General features: G+C 37.5%; 18 protein-coding genes. 6 read left to right on the top strand and 12 right to left on the bottom strand.

All coding sequences use genetic code 11. The annotated features are described in order from the left end of the window. Positions 1 to 19: 19 nt before the first annotated feature. From HQN83_RS07755 to HQN83_RS07745, 3 genes are all read left to right on the top strand, one after another. Positions 20 to 2,482 carry a TonB-dependent receptor gene (locus HQN83_RS07755; protein ID WP_173089774.1) on the top strand — a complete coding sequence of 821 codons (2,463 nt, stop codon included), beginning with the start codon at positions 20 to 22 and terminating at the stop codon, positions 2,480 to 2,482. Between the two features lie 4 nt (positions 2,483 to 2,486). Continuing rightward, positions 2,487 to 3,119 carry a thiamine phosphate synthase gene (locus HQN83_RS07750; protein WP_173089773.1) on the top strand — a complete coding sequence of 211 codons (633 nt, stop codon included), beginning with the start codon at positions 2,487 to 2,489 and terminating at the stop codon, positions 3,117 to 3,119. 66 nt (positions 3,120 to 3,185) lie between these two features. Continuing rightward, positions 3,186 to 4,478 carry an MFS transporter gene (locus tag HQN83_RS07745; RefSeq protein WP_246254365.1) on the top strand — a complete coding sequence of 431 codons (1,293 nt, stop codon included), beginning with the start codon at positions 3,186 to 3,188 and terminating at the stop codon, positions 4,476 to 4,478. Between the two features lie 379 nt (positions 4,479 to 4,857). On the opposite strand, the gene HQN83_RS07740 is transcribed toward HQN83_RS07745, so the two are convergent. From HQN83_RS07740 to HQN83_RS07685, 12 genes are all read right to left on the bottom strand, one after another. Then, positions 4,858 to 6,612 (bottom strand): ABC transporter ATP-binding protein, encoded by a 1,755-nt coding sequence (locus tag HQN83_RS07740; RefSeq protein WP_173089771.1) that lies wholly within the window; start codon positions 6,610 to 6,612, stop codon positions 4,858 to 4,860. Positions 6,613 to 6,695: 83 nt separating this feature from the next. Then, positions 6,696 to 7,259 (bottom strand): ribosome recycling factor, encoded by a 564-nt coding sequence (frr, locus tag HQN83_RS07735; RefSeq protein ID WP_173089770.1) that lies wholly within the window; start codon positions 7,257 to 7,259, stop codon positions 6,696 to 6,698. Between the two features lie 42 nt (positions 7,260 to 7,301). Beyond that, the gene (pyrH, locus tag HQN83_RS07730; protein ID WP_048907908.1) at positions 7,302 to 8,009 is read right to left on the bottom strand and encodes a UMP kinase; all 708 of its coding nucleotides are present in this window, start codon (positions 8,007 to 8,009) and stop codon (positions 7,302 to 7,304) included. A 23-nt stretch (positions 8,010 to 8,032) separates the two neighbouring features. Beyond that, positions 8,033 to 9,154 (bottom strand): N-acetylglucosamine-6-phosphate deacetylase, encoded by a 1,122-nt coding sequence (gene nagA / locus HQN83_RS07725; protein WP_173089769.1) that lies wholly within the window; start codon positions 9,152 to 9,154, stop codon positions 8,033 to 8,035. A gap of 113 nt (positions 9,155 to 9,267) precedes the next feature. Beyond that, positions 9,268 to 10,107: a translation elongation factor Ts gene (gene tsf, locus HQN83_RS07720; RefSeq protein ID WP_173089768.1), complete on the bottom strand. Its 840-nt coding sequence runs from the start codon at positions 10,105 to 10,107 to the stop codon at positions 9,268 to 9,270. A gap of 101 nt (positions 10,108 to 10,208) precedes the next feature. Then, positions 10,209 to 11,039: a 30S ribosomal protein S2 gene (gene rpsB, locus HQN83_RS07715; RefSeq protein ID WP_173089767.1), complete on the bottom strand. Its 831-nt coding sequence runs from the start codon at positions 11,037 to 11,039 to the stop codon at positions 10,209 to 10,211. A gap of 18 nt (positions 11,040 to 11,057) precedes the next feature. Then, positions 11,058 to 11,444 (bottom strand): 30S ribosomal protein S9, encoded by a 387-nt coding sequence (gene rpsI, locus HQN83_RS07710; protein WP_173089766.1) that lies wholly within the window; start codon positions 11,442 to 11,444, stop codon positions 11,058 to 11,060. Positions 11,445 to 11,455: 11 nt separating this feature from the next. After that, positions 11,456 to 11,899 (bottom strand): 50S ribosomal protein L13, encoded by a 444-nt coding sequence (rplM, locus tag HQN83_RS07705; RefSeq protein WP_048907936.1) that lies wholly within the window; start codon positions 11,897 to 11,899, stop codon positions 11,456 to 11,458. A gap of 160 nt (positions 11,900 to 12,059) precedes the next feature. Continuing rightward, positions 12,060 to 12,830, bottom strand: a complete 771-nt coding sequence (locus tag HQN83_RS07700) for an SDR family NAD(P)-dependent oxidoreductase (RefSeq protein ID WP_173089765.1) — start codon at positions 12,828 to 12,830, stop codon at positions 12,060 to 12,062. 52 nt (positions 12,831 to 12,882) lie between these two features. Next, positions 12,883 to 13,299 (bottom strand): L-rhamnose mutarotase, encoded by a 417-nt coding sequence (locus HQN83_RS07695; protein ID WP_173089764.1) that lies wholly within the window; start codon positions 13,297 to 13,299, stop codon positions 12,883 to 12,885. 1 nt (position 13,300) lies between these two features. Next, positions 13,301 to 14,944 carry a sodium:solute symporter gene (locus HQN83_RS07690; RefSeq protein WP_173089763.1) on the bottom strand — a complete coding sequence of 548 codons (1,644 nt, stop codon included), beginning with the start codon at positions 14,942 to 14,944 and terminating at the stop codon, positions 13,301 to 13,303. Between the two features lie 18 nt (positions 14,945 to 14,962). After that, on the bottom strand, positions 14,963 to 16,192 hold the full coding sequence (locus tag HQN83_RS07685) for an enolase C-terminal domain-like protein (protein ID WP_173089762.1): 1,230 nt from the start codon (positions 16,190 to 16,192) through the stop codon (positions 14,963 to 14,965). A 151-nt stretch (positions 16,193 to 16,343) separates the two neighbouring features. Between HQN83_RS07685 and HQN83_RS07680 the strand changes: the two genes are divergently transcribed. From HQN83_RS07680 to HQN83_RS07670, 3 genes are all read left to right on the top strand, one after another. Then, a complete protein-coding gene (locus tag HQN83_RS07680) occupies positions 16,344 to 16,889 on the top strand; it encodes a sigma-70 family RNA polymerase sigma factor (RefSeq protein ID WP_173089761.1) in 546 nt (181 codons plus the stop codon). 121 nt (positions 16,890 to 17,010) lie between these two features. Continuing rightward, on the top strand, positions 17,011 to 17,652 hold the full coding sequence (locus tag HQN83_RS07675) for a hypothetical protein (RefSeq protein WP_173089760.1): 642 nt from the start codon (positions 17,011 to 17,013) through the stop codon (positions 17,650 to 17,652). Positions 17,653 to 17,670: 18 nt separating this feature from the next. After that, positions 17,671 to 18,918 (top strand): DUF4374 domain-containing protein, encoded by a 1,248-nt coding sequence (locus tag HQN83_RS07670; RefSeq protein ID WP_173089759.1) that lies wholly within the window; start codon positions 17,671 to 17,673, stop codon positions 18,916 to 18,918. Positions 18,919 to 18,974 lie beyond the last annotated feature (56 nt).

The raw sequence follows: 18,974 nt of genomic DNA, 5'->3' as shown, positions 1-18,974 counted from the left end.
CAAGAAATTGAAAAAATTAATGATCACAGCGCTTGCTGTGTTGCTATTACCAGTCTTGGTAAAAGCGCAATTCACCATTTCGGGTAGTATATCCGAAAAATCAAATGCTACATTACCTGGCGCTACTATTAAGTTAAAAAACAAATCCGCCGGAACAACTGCTGATAAACAAGGAAAATACGAATTAACCAATTTAAAATCAGGAAGCTACACTCTATTAATAAGTTACCTTGGGTATCAAACAATAGAAAAAAACATAACCATTAATTCAAATCAAATATTCGATTTTGTTTTAGTACAATCAGCTTTCCTTGCTGATGAGGTTATTGTAAGTGCAACCCGTGCAAATGAAAAATCTGCAACCACTTATAAAAACATTAGCAAAGCAGACATCGAACAAAACAACTTCGGACAGGATCTTCCCTTTATACTAAACAACACACCTGGTGTGGTTGTTACTTCTGATGCCGGTGCAGGTGTAGGGTATACAGGCATTAGGATACGAGGTAGCGATGCAAGCAGGATAAACATTACTGTAAATGGAATCCCGTATAATGACAGCGAAAGCCAGGGCACATTTTGGGTAAATATGCCTGATTTTGCTTCTTCAGTTGACAACATCCAAATCCAACGTGGTGTGGGTACGTCAACAAATGGCGCTGGTGCATTCGGAGGAAGTCTGAACATTCAAACTACATCAAGTTCAGAAAATCCTTATGCAGAAATAAATAATACTTACGGAAGCTTCAACACGCTTAAAAACACGGTTAAGGTAGGTACCGGTCTTATAGATGGTAAATGGAGCTTTGATGGCCGTTTATCAAGAATTAATTCTGACGGGTTTATTGATCGTGCAGCATCTAATCTTAAATCATACTTCCTATCAGGCGCTTACCATGGAAAAAGTGATATACTACGTATAAATGTATTCTCAGGAGCAGAAGAAACATACCAAGCCTGGAATGGTGTTCCAGAGGCTAAACTGCGAGGAGATATTGAAGCTCTAAAAGAACATTACAATAACAACCTTGGTTATCTATACAATACGAAAGCAGATTCTTTAAATCTCTTTAATTCGGATAACAGAAAATACAATCAGTTCCTTTACAAGGATCAAAATGATAATTACAAACAAAATCATTATCAGGCTTTATACGCAAAGCAGTTTAACGAGAAATTCTCATTCAATGGTGCTCTGCACTTAACTCAAGGTGAAGGCTATTTTGAAGAATACAAAAACGATCAGAAATTTAAGAAGTATGGATTGCCAAATGTAGTAGTTGGCGGAACCACTATCGAAAAAACAAATCTGATTCGTCGCCGTTGGTTAGATAATGATTTTTACGGAGTTACTTATGCCTTTACTTACCAACCTCAGTCTAGTTTAAATTTCACCCTTGGAGGAGCATATAATCAATACAGAGGTAAACATTTTGGACAAATTATATGGGCAGAATATGCATCTACGGCAACTAATGACTACCATTACTACGATGGCAAAGGAAATAAAGATGACTTCAATAGCTACTTTAAAGTAAACTATAGTCCAGTATCTCAATTAAGCTTATTTGCAGATGTACAATACAGAAATGTACAATATGATATCTCTGGAACTGACAAGAATCGTAGAAATTTAGACTTCAAGAACAACTACAATTTCTTTAATCCTAAAGTCGGAGCAACTTATTTCTTAAATGATTTAAGCAATTTTTATGCATCATTTAGTGTTGCCAATAAAGAGCCAAATCGCGACGATTTCACAAACTTAAAAGAAGGACTGGCAGTTCCCAAACCAGAACGCTTAAACAATGTAGAGGCTGGTTATCGTTTTAAAAACAGCGACTTTAATGCTGGCGTAAACGTATATGGGATGTTCTATAAAGATCAATTGATCTTTACTGGAGAAATCAATGAATACTCTGATGCATACCGCCAAAATGTAGACAAGAGTTACAGGATTGGATTAGAGCTCGATGCTTCTTACATTATCAGTTCCCACTTTGCAGTTAATGCCAATGCAGCATTCAGTAGAAATAAGATCAAGAATTATATAGATTATGTATCTGAATATGATGCAGATTATAACTTAATTAATGTACAAGCTACAAATTATGCTAATCCAGACATCTCTTTTTCACCAAATGCGGTGTTATTCGGAGAGTTAGTTTATAAGCCGGTAGCTGGTTTTGCTATTGCTTTGCAAAGCAAATATGTGAGCAAACAATACATGGACAACACTCAAAACGAAAGTCGCAAACTCAATGCATATTGGGTAAATAATGCAAGGTTAGGTTATGATTTTAATATTAAAGGAATTAAAAACATAAACATAGGTCTACTGGCCAACAACATTCTGAACAAAAAATACGAAAGTAATGGGTACACCTACAGTTCAATTTACCCATGGGGAACTACAACAGAGAACTTTTACTTCCCTCAGGCCGGAACTAATTTCTTACTTTCGCTAAATTTGAAATTTTAATACCATGAAGAAGTTCATCGAAAAACTACATTTTATTACGCACGACATTGATCAGTTAACGCATACCGAACAAGCACAAATAGCTTGTGAGGCAGGGGCAAAATGGATTCAATATCGCTGTTTAACTAAAAACGACGATGAACTTTTAGAAGATATCAATGTGATTGCTGAAATCTGTGACGATTGGGGGGCTACCCTAATCGTTACAGATCACATTCACCTTAATGGTAAAGCCGACATACAGGGTTTCCATATTGAGGATATGGATGCTGATTTCACAAAGCTTAGAGCTCAATTAGGAGAAGCAGTAACTATTGGTGGTTCTTCGAACACGGTTGAAGGCCTAATCAGACTTGCTAAAGAGGGTGCAGATTATGCCGGATTTGGTCCCTTTAGAGAAACCACAACAAAACCCAACAATGCTCCCCATATTGGTATAGAAGGTTATAAAAAAGCAATGGCAACACTAAATCAAAATGGCATTACCCTGCCTGTTCTAGCAGTAGGTGGCGTTACCTCCGATGATATAGAAGCCATTATGGAAACTGGTGTTTTTGGCATAGCTGCCTCAGCAGCAATAAATCAGGCTGAAGACATGCGAGAAGCATATCTTACATTTTATGACAAGATTATGTAATTGCAGTAAAAATAATCTCAATATTTATTTGTCTATCCACTACATTTGTTCAAAACATTTTTCCTTTTGGACAATACCGAAATCATAAAAAAACCGGATCCTTTTTACGCTGTTCTGCTTTATAGAGAATTCAGATCTTACCTGGGCATGCGTTTCTTTTTTACATTCGCTTACCAAATGCAAGCCGTTATCATTGGCTTTCATGTCTATCATTTAACAGAAGATCCCCTTGCCTTAGGGCTCGTTGGCCTTTGTGAAGCCATTCCCGCAATTGGGATAGCCTTATACGGAGGATATATTGCAGATAAATCAGAAAAAAGGGGGCTTTTACTTAAAGTATTCTTTGGTGTTTTTCTGTGTTCCCTAGTAATGCTTATTGTTACATCTAAACAGATGCATACTTATATCCCCTCAAGTTACATTGTACCCATCATGTACCTTATGGTTTTCGGGATAGGAATAGCCAGAGGGTTCTTCAGCCCTGCAACATTCTCTTTAATGGCGCAGATAATTCCTAAAAGATTGTATCCTAAATCCAGCACCTGGAATAGTACAAGCTGGCAGCTTGCTTCAATACTTGGACCAATGGCTGGCGGTTTAATTTACGGCTACTATGGCATAACGGTAACTTACTATGTAATCATTGCCTTCATATCGATCTCATTAGTTTGTATTTTCTTTTTAAAATCTCATCCACCAACCTTTATTCCAAAAGAAAGTATTGTAAAAAGCCTAACTGAAGGAGTACAATTTGTATTTAAAAATAAAATGATGCTTGGTGCAATGAGTCTCGACCTGTTTTCTGTGTTTTTTGGTGGGGCAGTAGCCCTGCTACCGGTATTTGCCAATGACATCCTTAAAGTAGGCCCAGAGGGATTAGGACTTATGCGAGCAGCAGCCTCTACAGGCGCTGTACTCACCATGCTTATAATGACCGTTTATTCTCCTATGAATAAGCCATGGAGAAATCTTTTAATTGCTGTCACAGGATTTGGAACGAGTATCATCTGCTATGGTCTATCTAAAAACTTCTATTTAACACTTGCGCTTCTATTTATGGAAGGTGCCTTCGATAGTGTTAGTGTAATCATCAGATCCACCATCATGCAATTGCTAACACCAGACGATATGCGCGGACGTGTATCCGCTGTAAATAGCATGTTTATTGGTTCTTCAAATGAGATAGGAGCATTTGAGTCTGGGCTAACTGCGAAACTGATGAGAACAGTACCCGCTGTAGTATTTGGAGGTAGTATGACCATTCTTGTTGCAGGCATCACCTATCTCAAAACAAAAAATTTAACAAAACTGACCCTACAAGAAATCAATGAGCACAATGATCCTTCATCATTAAGTTGATAAGGCTATTTTTTATTCATTCGCCTTCTAATACTAAAGCTCAATAATTTTTTTTGGCTTCTAAAACTACCTAGGCTTTTAGTCGGGTATTGTTCGGCTCTCGTTCGCCCCCGGCCGAACAAGGGCCGAACAAGGTGCGTTTAAAGGTGGTGTTAAAGACGACTATATTATAGGTTGAAATTTGGATCTAATTAGGGCTCATAACTTTAGTAGTAAGATCAAGGTAAGTCGATCATTTAATTAAAACATCAATTGTATTCTATCGATGTTTTAATTAAATGTAAGCAAAATATAAATCCACCATTACATTGCATGCGTTTTACCGCGCTATTCGACGCAATTATACGGAATAAGTCCTTTTGGCCGTTTTAGATGACATTTAAATGGCAATAGATGATCTTTCACCAACCTGTTGTCTCCACATCGCATAATATAAACCACTTTGGAGCACTAGCTCGTCATGAGTCCCTTGTTCTATTACATTCCCCTTCTCTAATACATAAATCCTATCCGCGTGCTTAATTGTAGATAAGCGGTGGGCAATTAATATCGTCATGTGATTATCTATATCAGATACCTCTTTAATTGTTGCTGTAATCTCTTCTTCAGTTAAAGAATCTAATGATGATGTAGCTTCGTCAAACACAAGAATATCTGGTTTACGAAGTAAGGCTCTAGCAATAGATAAGCGCTGTTTTTCGCCACCAGAAACTTTCACACCACCTTCGCCAATCATGGTATCCAAACCTTTATCGGCTCTTGCCAATAAATTCTGACAAGCTGCCTGATGCAATACCCTCATACATTCTTCATCAGTAGCCTCAGGCCTTACAAACTGTAAGTTCTCTCTTATTGTTCCAGAAAACAATTGCGTATCCTGCGTTACAAAACCTATTTTTTCTCGTAATACATCTAGATCAATATTTGTGGCAACAACTCCATTATACTTAATCGCTCCAGCCTTGGGCTGATATAACCCAACCAAAAGTTTAACAAGAGTAGTTTTACCAGAACCGGATGGTCCAACAAAGGCAATCGTTTCGCCAATATTGGTTTCAAAATTGATACCATTTAAGGCATTTGTAGAGGCCGATTGATGTTTAAAGCTAACTTCATCAAACTCCAATTTCTTGATTTTAGCAATTGAGGTTGGATTATCAGGTTTCTTATCCTTTGGAATAGACATGATCCGCTCAAAATTATTTAAAGACACCTCTGTTTCTCTATAAATATTAATGATATTTCCCAATTCCTGTAATGGGCCAAAAATGAAGAAAGAGTAAATAAACAACGAGAAGAATTCACCTACAGTAATTCTTCCGGCAAATATCAGGTACATCATTAAAAAGAGCAGTCCATTACGCAGTAAATTCACAAACGTTCCCTGAATAAAGCTTAAACTACGAATGTATTTCACCTTTTTAAGCTCTAAGCCCAAAATCTTGGTGGTTGTAGTGTTTAGCCTGTTTATCTCTTGTTTAGCAAGTCCTAGACTTTTCACTAACTCTATATTGCGCAGAGATTCTGTAGTTGAACCTGCAAGAGAGGTAGTTTCGGCTACGATGTTCTTTTGAACTTTCTTAATCCGCTTGCTCAGAACTGAACTTAAGAATCCAAGTAAGGGAATAGAAGAAAAGTACACCACCGCAATAACCCAATACACAGAAATGGCGTAAACAGTTACAAAAATGATTCCTATAATACTTGTAAATAGGACATTTATTACTGCCTGAACAAGTTTTTCAGTATCTAATCTAACTTTTTGTAGAATACCTAATGTTTCACCGCTACGCTGATCCTCGAAAACCTGATAAGGTAGCTCCAAAGAATGAGCAAGACCATCAGAATATATTTTAGCACCTAATCTTTGAGTAATTACATTTACATAATAATCTTGAAAATTCTTGGCAATACGAGAAACCATTGCCGCTCCCATAGCCAATAAAATAAGTACACCTGCTCCTTTTATAAACTCGTCTGTACTATAATGCTTATAGTTAGTAACGTATTTATCAATGATTAAGCGAAAAACATACGGATCTAGAAAAGAAAATATCTGATTAACTGCAGCCAGAAAAAGAGCTAGAAGTATTAACCCTTTATAGTTTTTTAAATAGCTGAATAAGATTTTCATAAATAAAATTTGTTAAAAATAAACAAAGGGAATGAAGCATTAACCTCATTCCCTTTAATTTACGTATAAATTATAATCTTGACTTAAACAGTCATGATATCTTTCTCTTTTGCTTCAGCGTGTTTATCGATTTTTATAATATAAGCATCGGTAATTTTTTGAACTTCGCCTTCACCGGTTTTGATTTCATCATCAGAAACACTCTCACCTTTCAATTTTTTAATCCTTTCGTTAGCATCTTTACGGATGTTACGAACAGTAATACGACCTCTTTCAGCTTCTTCCTTAACCTTTTTCACTAAATCTTTTCTACGCTCTTCAGTTAGAGGCGGAACTACCAAACGAATGATAATACCATCGTTTTGAGGATTAATACCGATGTTAGCTTCCATAATTGCACGTTCAATAGGAACTAGTAACGCTTTTTCCCAAGGCTGAATAAGCAATGTACGCGCATCAGGAGTATTGATACTTGCAACCTGACTCAAAGGAGTTGGATTTCCGTAATAATCAACCATAATACCATCTAGCATACCAGCTGAAGCTTTTCCTGCACGAATTTTCGTCAGTTCCGACTCGCAGTGCAAAATGGCCTTGTCCATGGTAGCCTGAGTATCTTGTAATTGTTTCTTTATGAGGTCATTCATGATGTGTAAAATTTAACCAAACTTATATAAAATTTATTGCGATTAGTTTTTAACAAGTGTACCTATGCCATCGCCATTAGCGATTTTCATAAAATTACCTGTTTTGTTCATATCAAAAACAATAATTGGAAGTTTATTCTCTTCGCAAAGTGTAAAGGCAGTCATATCCATTACGTTTAACCCATTTGCGTAAACCTCTTTAAATGTAATTTCTGAATATTTTGTTGCTGTAGGATCTTTCTCCGGATCTGCGGTATAAATACCATCAACGCGGGTTCCTTTTAAAACAACATCAGCTTTTATCTCGATAGCGCGTAAAGCAGCTGCCGAATCAGTAGTAAAATATGGGTTACCGGTACCAGCTCCAAAAATTACAACACGTCCTTTTTCAAGGTGACGTACAGCTCTTCTACGGATAAATGGCTCACAGATTTGTTCCATTTTTATTGCTGTAAGTAATCTTGTTTTAAGACCTACTTTTTCAAGCGCATCTTGCAATGCCATACTGTTAATTACGGTAGCTAACATACCCATATAATCAGCTTGAGCACGGTCCATCCCAGATTTTTCGGCGCTTAAACCTCTAAAAATGTTTCCTCCACCAATAACAATTGCTATTTCAAGGCCTTTGGCATGTACTGCCTTAATGTCTTCAGCATATTGCTTTACAACCTCATTATCAATACCATACTGCTTATCGCCCATTAGCGACTCGCCACTTAATTTCAATAGGATCCGTTTATACTTCATGACTCCAAAAATAACTATTTGTTTTAATTAATAAGGCTCAAATGTTCAACTCCCTCTGCAAAAACTTTTATCAGGTCTAAATTCTCAGAAAGTAATACCAAATTGGCTCTATTACCAACCTTTAAATTACCAATTTTAGCACCCAGATCCATAAGTTTTGCAGGGTTCTGTGATGCCAAGTTCAAAGCATCTGCCAATGGGATGTCGCAATGCTTCACACAGTTTTGTACAGCTTGCAACATTGTAATATTAGACCCTGATAAAGTCCCATCAGGAGTAATGAATTTGTCACCTAAAAGTTGATGCTGATAAGGGCCGATATTACATGAAGTAACTGCATCAGTTATCAAAAACATTCTTTCCTTAAGCAGTCTATAACTCATTTTTACAATTTCAAAATCCACATGGCGTCCGTCTGCAATGATACTTGCCATTGCCTTAGGGTGACTAAACACCGCTGCAGGCAAATTTGGCGATCTATGATGAATCGAAGGCATAGCATTAAATAAATGCGTTGTGGTTTTAAAGCCCATATCATAAGCAGCCCTAGCCTGTTCAAAATTTGCATCACTATGCCCCAGAGATAATACGATATCATTATCGAGCAGGTAATTTATTACCTCATCATCCTGAAGTTCGGCAGCTATGGTCATCATTTTCACGGTACCATCTGCATACTCAAGTAACCTTTTCATCTCATCAAGAGATGCCTTGCAAATGAATTTTTCTATGTGTGCCCCTCTGCGTTTTGCATTAATATGAGGGCCTTCCAAATGAAGCCCCAGGAAGCCTTTGGCTTCGCTACGATAAGCTTTTGCCGCAGCTATAGACCGATTTACTACTTCAGGAGTATTTGTTGCTACACAAGCTAAAAAGCTTGTAGTTCCCTTACTTAGCAAATCCAAATCCATTTGCTTTAATGTTTCTGCTGTCGGATAGGCAGAAAAAAGATTCTTACCACTCCCATAAATCTGCAGGTCGATAAAGCCAGGGCTTAGATAGCTTCCTTCAGCATCTACAATTTCATATCCATTTGGAATCTCTTCAGTGCTGATTTTTACGATTTCACCACCATCAATTAAAATATTATGATCTATGATTTGCGGACCATCTGCGAAGAACTTACAATTTTTAATAGCTAACATACAAATAGAATTATGCTCAAACTTAGATTTTAAAAAGCGTTTATCAGAATATTTCATGCACAAAAAAGGTCCCTTGAAAACAAGGAACCTTTCTTATATCAATGTAAAAGCAATTAAGCTCCTAATTGTACGCGTTTAAATGCAGTAACAGTTAAACCGTTAGCAGTATCATTTAAGAATTTACGAACATCTTTAGATGAATCTTTAACAAATTCCTGGTTTAATAAAGTACTGTCTTTGTAGAATTTATTCAATTTACCAGCAGCAATTTTTTCTACCATTTCTTCAGGTTTACCTTCAGCACGGATTTGTTCTTTAGCGATTTCAGTTTCACGCTCAATAGTAGTAGCATCAACATCAGCTTTATCTAAAGCAACTGGGTTCATAGCAGCAATTTGCATTGCAACATCTTTACCAGCTTCGTCAACACCAGCAACATCTTGGTTTAAAGCAACCAAAACACCCAAACGGTAGTTACCGTGGATGTAAGGAACAACTTTATCACCTGAAACAGTTTCGAATTTAGAGATACCAATTTTCTCACCGATTTTACCAGTGTTTTCGATAATGATATCAGAAACTTTCTGACCATCAACTTCTAAAGATAAAAGCTCTTCTAATGAAGCTGGATTTTTATCGATAGCTAAATCAGTAAATTTATTAGCTAAAGCAACGAAATCAGCATTTTTAGCAACAAAGTCAGTTTCGCAGTTTAATTCAACAACAACACCACGTTTGCCATCAGCTGTAGCTTTAGCAATAACAACTCCTTCGTTAGAATCACGATCCTGACGTGAAGCTGCTACTTTAGCACCTTTTTTACGTAAGTAATCAACCGCAGCTTCGAAATCACCGTTAGCTTCGATTAATGCTTTTTTGCAGTCCATCATACCAGCACCGGTTTGTTGGCGCAATTTGTTTACATCTGCTGCAGAAATTTGTACTGTAGACATTTTATTTCCTTTTTAAGTTATTATCAAAAATTATGGGTTGTACGTGATAGTTGTAAGTAAAACCTCCAACGCACAGCATACAACCCAAATTATACTATTAATTAAGCTTCTTCGCTTGTACCTTCTTCGGTTTCAGCTTCGCTACCTACTTTTTTTCTTCTTGCACCAGGAGCAGCAGCTTCAGGAGCATCAGCAGCAGCTTTAGCAGCTACAGCTTCTTTTTCAGTTTCCTCGTCTTTTTCACGTTTGCGCTCATCTAAACCTTCTTCAATTGCTTTGATGATAACATCAGTAATTAAAGAGATAGATTTAGTTGCATCATCATTCGCAGGGATTGGGAAATCGATGTTTGAAGGATCAGAGTTAGTATCAACCATTGCAAAAGTTGGAATGTTTAATTTCAACGCTTCGCTAACAGCGATGTGCTCTTTTTTAACGTCAATTAAAAAGATAGCAGCTGGTAAACGGTTTAAATCCGCGATACCACCTAATAAGCTTTCTAATTTGATACGCTCACGCTGAATCATTAAACGCTCCTTTTTAGAAAGGATTGAATAAGTACCGTCTTTAGTCATTTTATCGATGGTAACCATCTTCTTGATTGACTTACGTACAGTAGCAAAGTTAGTTAACATACCACCTAACCAACGTTCAGTTACGAAAGGCATGTTTACTTTTTTTGCTTGCTCAGCAACGATTTCTTTAGCTTGTTTCTTAGTTGCTACGAAAAGAATCTTACGACCAGATTTAACGATCTGTTTGATTGCTGAAGCAGCTTCTTCAGTTTTAGTTAAAGTTTTATTTAAATCTATAATGTGGATACCATTGCGCTCCATGAAAATGTAAGGCGCCATTTTTGGGTTCCATTTACGGGTAAGGTGACCAAAGTGTACACCTGCATCCAATAAGTCTTGATATGTAGTTCTTGCCATTGTTTTGTCTCCTTAAGATTAACGTTTACTGAATTGGAATTTCTTACGTGCTTTTTTACGTCCTGGTTTCTTACGTTCAACCATACGCATATCACGGGTCATTAACCCTTTAGCACGTAATGCTGGTTTTTTCTCAGCATCTAATTCAACAATAGCTTTAGCGATAGCTAAACGAACTGCTTCTGCTTGACCTTTAACACCACCACCTGCTACATTTACATTAACATCATACTGACCAGTTAGTTCAGAAACTTCGAACGATTGGTTAACGATGTATTGTAATGGTAACGTTGGGAAATATTCTTTGTGGTCTTTACCATTTACGGTAATAGTTCCGTTGCCTTCTTTTAAATAGATACGTGCAACAGCTGTTTTTCTTCTTCCTGAAGTGTTTGTAACTGACATTTCTTCTTTAATTAAAGTTTAATGGTTTTTGGTGATTGTGCCTCGTGCGGATGCTCTGAACCTGCGTAAACATATAAGTTGGTGTATAATTTAGCACCAAGTTTTGTTTTAGGTAACATACCACGAACAGCTTTCTCGATAACACGTTTTGGGTGTTTAGCCATTAACTCTTTTGGAGAAATGAAGCGTTGACCACCTGGGTATCCAGTGTAAGAAGTATAAATTTTCTCTGAAAATTTATTTCCTGTCAACTTAACCTTGTCTGCATTAATAACGATAACGTTATCACCGCAGTCTACGTGTGGGGTATACTCAGGCTTGTTTTTACCACGGATGATCATTGCGATCTTCGATGACAAGCGCCCCAAAATCTCGCCTTGTGCGTCAACAACAACCCACTGTTTGTTAACAGTTTTTGCATTGGCAGAGACAGTTTTGTAACTTAACGTATTCACTTGCTTGTATTTAATTTGTTTAACAATTATTTATTCCCCCTAAATTTTAGGGACTGCAAAGATAGTGTAATATATTTAATTGTCAAACAGTTGAAGAAATATTATTCCAATAATAAAAATGCACCCTTAACATAAAAAACATTACCCCATCATTTCCAGACTACATCAACGCCCTATAACCAAGCTCCGCACCACCACTAACCGGCAAAATTGTTCCGGTAATAAACCTCGCCTTTTCCGATAGCAGAAAGACACAGGCATCGGCAATCACATCCCCTTCAGGACAATAGCCCAATGGATGTATCTTATCTAAATATTGCTCTATTGATGCTGAATTGGGCTGTTCCTTACTCCATTCACGCAGCATCGGTGTCCAAACCCCAGCAGGCAATACCGCATTTACCCTTATTTTATATTGCGCATAATCAAGCGCCATCGATTTCGTTAGTGCGTTCATTGCACCTTTAGTACCTGTGTAGGCAGCGTGGTTCTCCTGACCTATCTCCCCCACAAGACTACTTGTATTTAAAATACATCCTTTTGATTTTTTTAATGCCTCAAATCCAAATCGTGTAGTATACATCACACTTTTCAAATTCACATTCATTAAATAATCCCACTCTTCATCACTCGTTTCATGTAAAGGTTTAGACGGCGATGCCACACCTGCATTATTATGGATCGCATCTAACTTTCCGTAGCGCGCTATGGTCTCTGCAATCGCAGCTTCAACATCAAGAGCCTTAGATACATCACATACAATTCCCAGATGTGCAGATCCCAATTGCTCTACCGCCTCTTCAACTGGCTTAGCCGAAGACGCCGCAACAACAACATTTGCTCCGGCTTCAGCATACGCCTTTGCACATTCAAAACCAATCCCCGCTGAACCTCCCGTGAGGAAAATAACTTTACCGGATAATAATTGCATATTCAATATTTTTCTATAAATCTTTCTATTTGTTATTTAAAGGGCACTCCCTTTAATCTGTATGAAAAACCTCTTCCATATTTGTCCAGATCTGCTTTTTAGCAGCTGCTTCAGGCAAAGGTTGTTGGCATGGATCGGTTTCCTTCCACCATTTCTGAGTATCAGGATCATCTGCCATCTTCTTCATATCCGCATCAAAATTGGTCCCCACATATTCAAAATAACTGAACAAATAATAGGCTTCACCTATCTTTTGCAGATAGATAGAGTAATTTCGGATGTTACATTCTTTTATTTTTTTCAGCACAGAAGGCCAGGCATTCGCGTGTAATTTTTTATAATAATCTAGCTTTTCCGGCTTTAGCCCCGTTACAGAACCAAATCGTTTAACATCAACTGTCGCGGCTTTTTCTTTACATCCTGTAAAAAAAACACCAACAAAAAACACAAGGAGAATATATCTTTTCATTTTATCTGAATATATAGTACAACACACCTGTAACCAATAAAAGCAATCCCGAAAGCACTTTATAATTTCCTAACCCTTTCCATGCTGGTCCCTGCAAAGGCTCTAATGGCGATTTCCAATAAAGCTGAGCGCTCTCTTCCGTATGTTGCACCGGATAGATATAAGAAAAGCTTACCTGGATAACCACACAGGTGCAAAAAAGGTAAAATGCCATCATCATAAATGGTATGTGACCAATCAGCGTTTCAGGAAATAACTTGTTAATAGCAAATACCACAACCCCTAAAACAGAACCAATCCATAGGGTTAATTTGGCCGATTGAGCAGATGCTCCTTTCCAAAACACACCCAATAAAAACACACAAGTTATGGGTGGAGCAATATGAGCAATGATATCATTAATACCACTAAATATACTTTCGTATCTATTAAGCAAAGGCAATAGCCCTAACGAAAACACCAACGCAATCCCCGCAGCTATCTTCCCTATCCGGATTAATTGTTTATCCGATGCTTCAGGGCGATAACGTTGATACATATCATAACTCACCAATGTTGAAATAGAATTTAATGCCCCCGAAACCTGGCTCATTAAGCCAGATAAAAGTGCCGCCACTAAAACACCAATCAATCCGGAAGGGAGCAATTGAGTAATCATCAATGTATAAATCCCTTTTGAGTTTACATTTCCTTTGTCATCAAGACCTAAACTGCTTACATCTAAATGGCCCGACTGCACCAAGGTATAGGCAAACAAACCTGGCAATACAAAAATAAAAACCGGTAAAATCTTTATAAATCCGCAAAACAAAGGACCTACCCTTGCGTGGTTTTCATCTTTAGCACCAAGCACACGCTGCACAATAGTCTGATCTGCGCACCAGTACCAGATACCCAAAATAGGGTAACCCAAAAACACGGTATACCAAGGCATACCACTGCTATCACCATGCGGACGTAGCATAGAAAGCTTATCCATTTCACCTTTGCTTTTTAACACATCGGTCATTGATTCCCATCCTCCCATTTTATTAAAGGCCGCGTAGCTGATGATAAATGCTCCTGCAAGCAAAACCACCGTTTGAATAGACTCTGTTACAACTACCGCTTTTAACCCTCCAATTATGGTATAAATAGCAGTGATCACACAAATTACAATCACACTCACATACATATTAAGCCCAAATAGCGTTTTCAAGACAATTCCACCGGCCAACATTGAGAATGCAATATGAATAATTATTGCTGACACCACTGAAATCACTGCCAGCCAATCACGACTAGAGCGATCATAGCGTTTCTCCAGAAAATCTGGTAGTGTAGCTACTCCTGACTTAATATAAAATGGAACAAAAAACAACGACAGCAGGATAAGTGTAAAGGCGGCCATCCATTCGAAATTACCGTTAAGCAGGCCGCTATCAAAACCACTTTGTGCTAAGCTAACCAAATGAACTGTAGAAATATTTGTGGCAAAAAGAGCCAGGCCAATTGCAGGCCATTTTAAAGTCTTACCAGCTAAAAAATACTCTCCGGCAGCATTTGCTTTACTTTTACGTCGGTGACTAATGCCCGCCCATAAACCTATAGCTAAAATACCCAAGATGTATATTATAGTAATACTTAAGTCTAATGATTTTAACATTGCTTATGTTCTTAAGGTTTAATTTAAAGGTTTCAAATCGCAACTACTGCCAGGCTCCATAGGTGTTTTATAAACACCACCCTCTATAATTACCGGATGTACAAAGTGTTTTTGCAAATGAGGGATGTGCTCCAAAAACAAAGCCTCATGCCCCATTGAAATATGATTAAATAACACCAAATGCTGATGAAGCTGCCCCATATCACCCACATGTGGCACCACAGGCACTCCATATTTACGACAAAGTAAACTTATAGTGACAAATTCACTTACACCTCCAACCCTTACTGCATCAACCTGCATAAAACCTGCAGATCCGGTTTGCAAATAATTCTTAAAGATAATCCGGTTTGGCACATGCTCTCCCAATGCAAGTTTGGTTGGAGCTATAGCATCGGCCAATGTTTTATGAGCAAGTATATCATCTGGGTGAGTTGGCTCTTCTATCCAATAGGGATTCATACCCTGCAACTCTTTACATATTTTTAATGCCTGAGGTAATGTCCATTGCTGATTTGCATCCAGCATCACCTTTACATCATCTCCTGCTACTTCACGCACAATGTGCGATCTGCGAATATCTCTTTGCGGATCTGTACTTCCAACCTTTAGCTTCATAGCAGTAAAGCCTTCAGCAATGGCTTTTTTACAATTTTCACGAACCTTCTCGTCTGAGTAATTAAACCAGCCGATAGAAGTATCATACCCCGGATAACCTTGGGTAATAATTTGCTTACGGCCTTCTTTGCCTACCTGATTATCCGTTAATAATTGCAAAGCTTGACTACTCGTAAGTTCATCTTCTAAATAAGATAAATCTAGTGTATTAACAATTTCCTGAGGCGATAAGTCACTTAACAATTTCCAAAGAGGCACTCCTCTCTTTTTAGCCCAAAGATCATAGCACGCATTAGTAACCGAAGCAAGAGCCAAATGCACTATGCCTTTATGCGGTCCAAGCCACCTAAACTGTTGCTCATTGGACAGTCGATTAAATACACTTCCAAAATCAGACATTAATTCTTCAATATCTTTTCCTTTAAGTTGCTCTGCATAAAACTGTGCAGCTTTACAAACAAGATCATTTCCCTCACCAAGAGTAAATGCAAAACCTGTCCCTACCAAACCGCTGTCATCAATCAGATTGGTTACTGCATAAGAATATATGGGGTCACGATGAATGGCATCGCTGCCTGCCCCCTTAGCTAACGGAAACCTTGCATCCTGTATATTTATACTTTTAATCATAAATCTAAATTAGCGTCTTAAGTCCCTTCAAACAATGCATTATACTTCTGTTTTAATGAATTATTCTATTACTTGAAATAATTTTCGATTCAACTGTTTATAACAAGTCTAAATAAGCTATATTTGACCCGACTCATTAAACGCTAGGGCATTGTCAGAAAAAACAAATACAGATTACGGTAAAAATCCACTTCGGATTGACGAACAAGCGTTCGAAACCATATACAATCTGTATTGGGAAAAAGTCTATGCCGTTTGTTACAATAATATCCGGGAAATAGAACCTGCCAAGGAGATGGTGCAGGATATCTTTAAATCACTCTGGGAACGCCGCGATGAACTTGAACTCGAAAAGGTAAGCAACTACCTAATCAGATCTGCTAAATTTAAAACATTCGAATACATCAGAAATAAAGTGAGCAGACAAAAGCATGTAACTATCAAAATGCAATACTCCTGCTCGTCAAGTAACTGTACTGAAGAGGATGTTTTATTTAACAATCTTAAAGAAAAAGTGAATATCCTGGTTGACACCTTACCCTGCCAATGCAAAAGAGTTTATAAGATGAGTCGCGAGCAGGGACTTAGTAATAAAGAAATTGCCTCTGCTCTTCTAATAACTGAGCGTGCAGTTGAATACCATATTACCAAAGCAATGAGCGTACTTAAAATTAAGCTTGCTCCTTATAACAATTAATTCTCAACAAGACTTACGGGAATTACAGGGTTATGCTACTTACACTTAAAGCGGTAATTTTATATAAGTTTATATTACTTTTACCAAAAAGACCTATAGTTTAGGTAACTGTAAAGCCATTATGAATATCAATCAAGAGCTCATAGAGAGATACCATAGAGATGAGTGCACCAAAGAGGAGCGCACAGCAGTAGAAGATTGGCTGTTTGCAGATGATTTTGCAGAAGAGCTTGACCTTCCTATTGGCGAAAACAAGGCTGAACACAAAACCTCTATATGGAATGAAATAGCTCCTACACTACCTAAAGACCGTATTACTAAAAATCATTCATTTTCATTCTGGAAAGGTGCTGTTGCTGCCTCACTTGTTTTCGGGCTACTTGGTATTGGCTTTTATCAGTTTACATTAAAAACAAAGAATGATTCTCCTCAATTTGTATCCGTTGATAACACTTCAGCAATAAACGTCAAACACCTTGATGCAAATGGTTATAATATTTCCGTTGGGCCAAATACGTTTGCAAAAATAAATTATACAACAGGCACCGTCGATCTTTCAGGAAGCATGTTAATATCTCCTAAGAAAGATGTAGAACTTAGGTTCAAAGGAAGTAATGAAAAAATATCTTTAAAAATGGGGCAGACGTATATTATTCTTAACGGAAAAACAGGTGAGGATAAGATCATTGTGGTTAGCGAAAGGAACCTGATGGACTTGCCTCCTGTGTTACAAAAACAAATTACAAATCAGTTCAGCATTTAATCAAACCCTAAATCCTCCTTGCAAGAACAAAAAATATATCAGTCTGCTAAAAAGGCAATTCTCTTATTAGCCTCACTAATCATTTCATTCTGTTATTATTCATGCTCCCAAAAACCAGACAACAGCAATGCACTGGTCAACAAGAAATATAGCATGTATATTCTCGGAAAAGATGGCAAAGAGTATATTATTGAAACTAACTCCTTAGAAAGCGGAAAAATATTACCTGAAAAGCAAGGAGCTATTTTGGATGCAAAAGCAATGGACAGGGACATCATTGTTAAAAATGGCAGCTATTATCATTTAAATAGAAAGAAGGCTACATTATCTAAATACAATCTTCAGAATGATTCACTAAATTCTACTGCATCTATCCCACTAAAAGATTTTTCAATAGAAAATTATTTCTGGCTAGGTGCAGATTCTCTGTTACTTACAGGATTAGACATTAAAGGTTTTAAGCAAGCAAAGTATGTTGTAATTGAAGCCAAAAAGATGAAGTTAATTTCATCCGGGAACCTTGCTATTCCTCGGCCCTCAGGAAAGTTCACTTCTATGTCAATTGGCTTTGTCGAATTGCGTAAAAACCATCTCTTCCTGGGCTATACATATCACCAGCAGCTAAGCCCTTCTAATTACACGACTAGTGACACTACTTACATTGCCGAGCTGCGTTATCCTCAAATGAATCTTTTAAAGATTGACAAGGACACCCGATCAACCTATCCGGGCGGCATAAACACAGTGCAGTCTTATTCCTTCAATGATGAACATAACAATTATTATTTCATGTCATGTCCGGGAATAGCACTTGGCAATCGCCCTGATTTACCTACGGGGATATTTAGAATCAAAGCTCGAGAAGAGCATCTGGACAAGGACTACTTCATTAACATATCTTCATCACTAATAAATAACCATGCTTATGGCCTGTGGTATCTTGGGAACAACAAGGCCATTATCAGAAGTGAAAGAAAGGATCTTTTTAAAGGCCTCAGCGATCATTACAGTACTGCTCATTTTGAATTCTATCTAATTGATCTGGCCGAAGCAAAAGTTCTTAAAAAACTAAACCTTCCGCTCGATAAAGGAACAAGAAGAGAATGCGTTATTGTAAAAGACAATGTAGCTTACATTGCCGTAAACTCAAGTACTCAAGGTAACTTTATATGGATCTACAATATCCAAACAGGCAGTTTAAAAAAAGGCCTTGAACTAGCCGGCAACACCGATTTTATTATGCGCATCGATAATCTAAATCCTTAGAATTAAATTATTTTAATATTTTTTGTTTTCCACCTTCGGGAAACTTGTGCTTATGC

The organism is Pedobacter foliorum, from assembly GCF_013266735.1.
GTDB classification, from domain to species: Bacteria; Bacteroidota; Bacteroidia; order Sphingobacteriales; family Sphingobacteriaceae; genus Pedobacter; species Pedobacter foliorum.
This window is presented reverse-complemented; position numbering and strand designations above follow the sequence as displayed.

What these genes read in the sequence shown, in the direction of transcription:
- HQN83_RS07675 (WP_173089760.1), top strand. Translation starts at nt 17,011, where the DNA reads ATGAATATCAATCAAGAGCTCATAGAGAGATACCATAGAGATGAGTGC.
- tsf (WP_173089768.1), bottom strand. Translation starts at nt 10,107, where the DNA reads ATGTCTACAGTACAAATTTCTGCAGCAGATGTAAACAAATTGCGCCAA.
- HQN83_RS07750 (WP_173089773.1), top strand. Translation starts at nt 2,487, where the DNA reads ATGAAGAAGTTCATCGAAAAACTACATTTTATTACGCACGACATTGAT.
- nagA (WP_173089769.1), bottom strand. Translation starts at nt 9,154, where the DNA reads ATGTTAGCTATTAAAAATTGTAAGTTCTTCGCAGATGGTCCGCAAATC.
- rpsB (WP_173089767.1), bottom strand. Translation starts at nt 11,039, where the DNA reads ATGGCAAGAACTACATATCAAGACTTATTGGATGCAGGTGTACACTTT.
- HQN83_RS07755 (WP_173089774.1), top strand. Translation starts at nt 20, where the DNA reads ATGATCACAGCGCTTGCTGTGTTGCTATTACCAGTCTTGGTAAAAGCG.
- rpsI (WP_173089766.1), bottom strand. Translation starts at nt 11,444, where the DNA reads ATGTCAGTTACAAACACTTCAGGAAGAAGAAAAACAGCTGTTGCACGT.
- HQN83_RS07695 (WP_173089764.1), bottom strand. Translation starts at nt 13,299, where the DNA reads ATGAAAAGATATATTCTCCTTGTGTTTTTTGTTGGTGTTTTTTTTACA.
- frr (WP_173089770.1), bottom strand. Translation starts at nt 7,259, where the DNA reads ATGAATGACCTCATAAAGAAACAATTACAAGATACTCAGGCTACCATG.
- pyrH (WP_048907908.1), bottom strand. Translation starts at nt 8,009, where the DNA reads ATGAAGTATAAACGGATCCTATTGAAATTAAGTGGCGAGTCGCTAATG.
- HQN83_RS07700 (WP_173089765.1), bottom strand. Translation starts at nt 12,830, where the DNA reads ATGCAATTATTATCCGGTAAAGTTATTTTCCTCACGGGAGGTTCAGCG.
- HQN83_RS07690 (WP_173089763.1), bottom strand. Translation starts at nt 14,944, where the DNA reads ATGTTAAAATCATTAGACTTAAGTATTACTATAATATACATCTTGGGT.
- HQN83_RS07685 (WP_173089762.1), bottom strand. Translation starts at nt 16,192, where the DNA reads ATGATTAAAAGTATAAATATACAGGATGCAAGGTTTCCGTTAGCTAAG.
- HQN83_RS07740 (WP_173089771.1), bottom strand. Translation starts at nt 6,612, where the DNA reads ATGAAAATCTTATTCAGCTATTTAAAAAACTATAAAGGGTTAATACTT.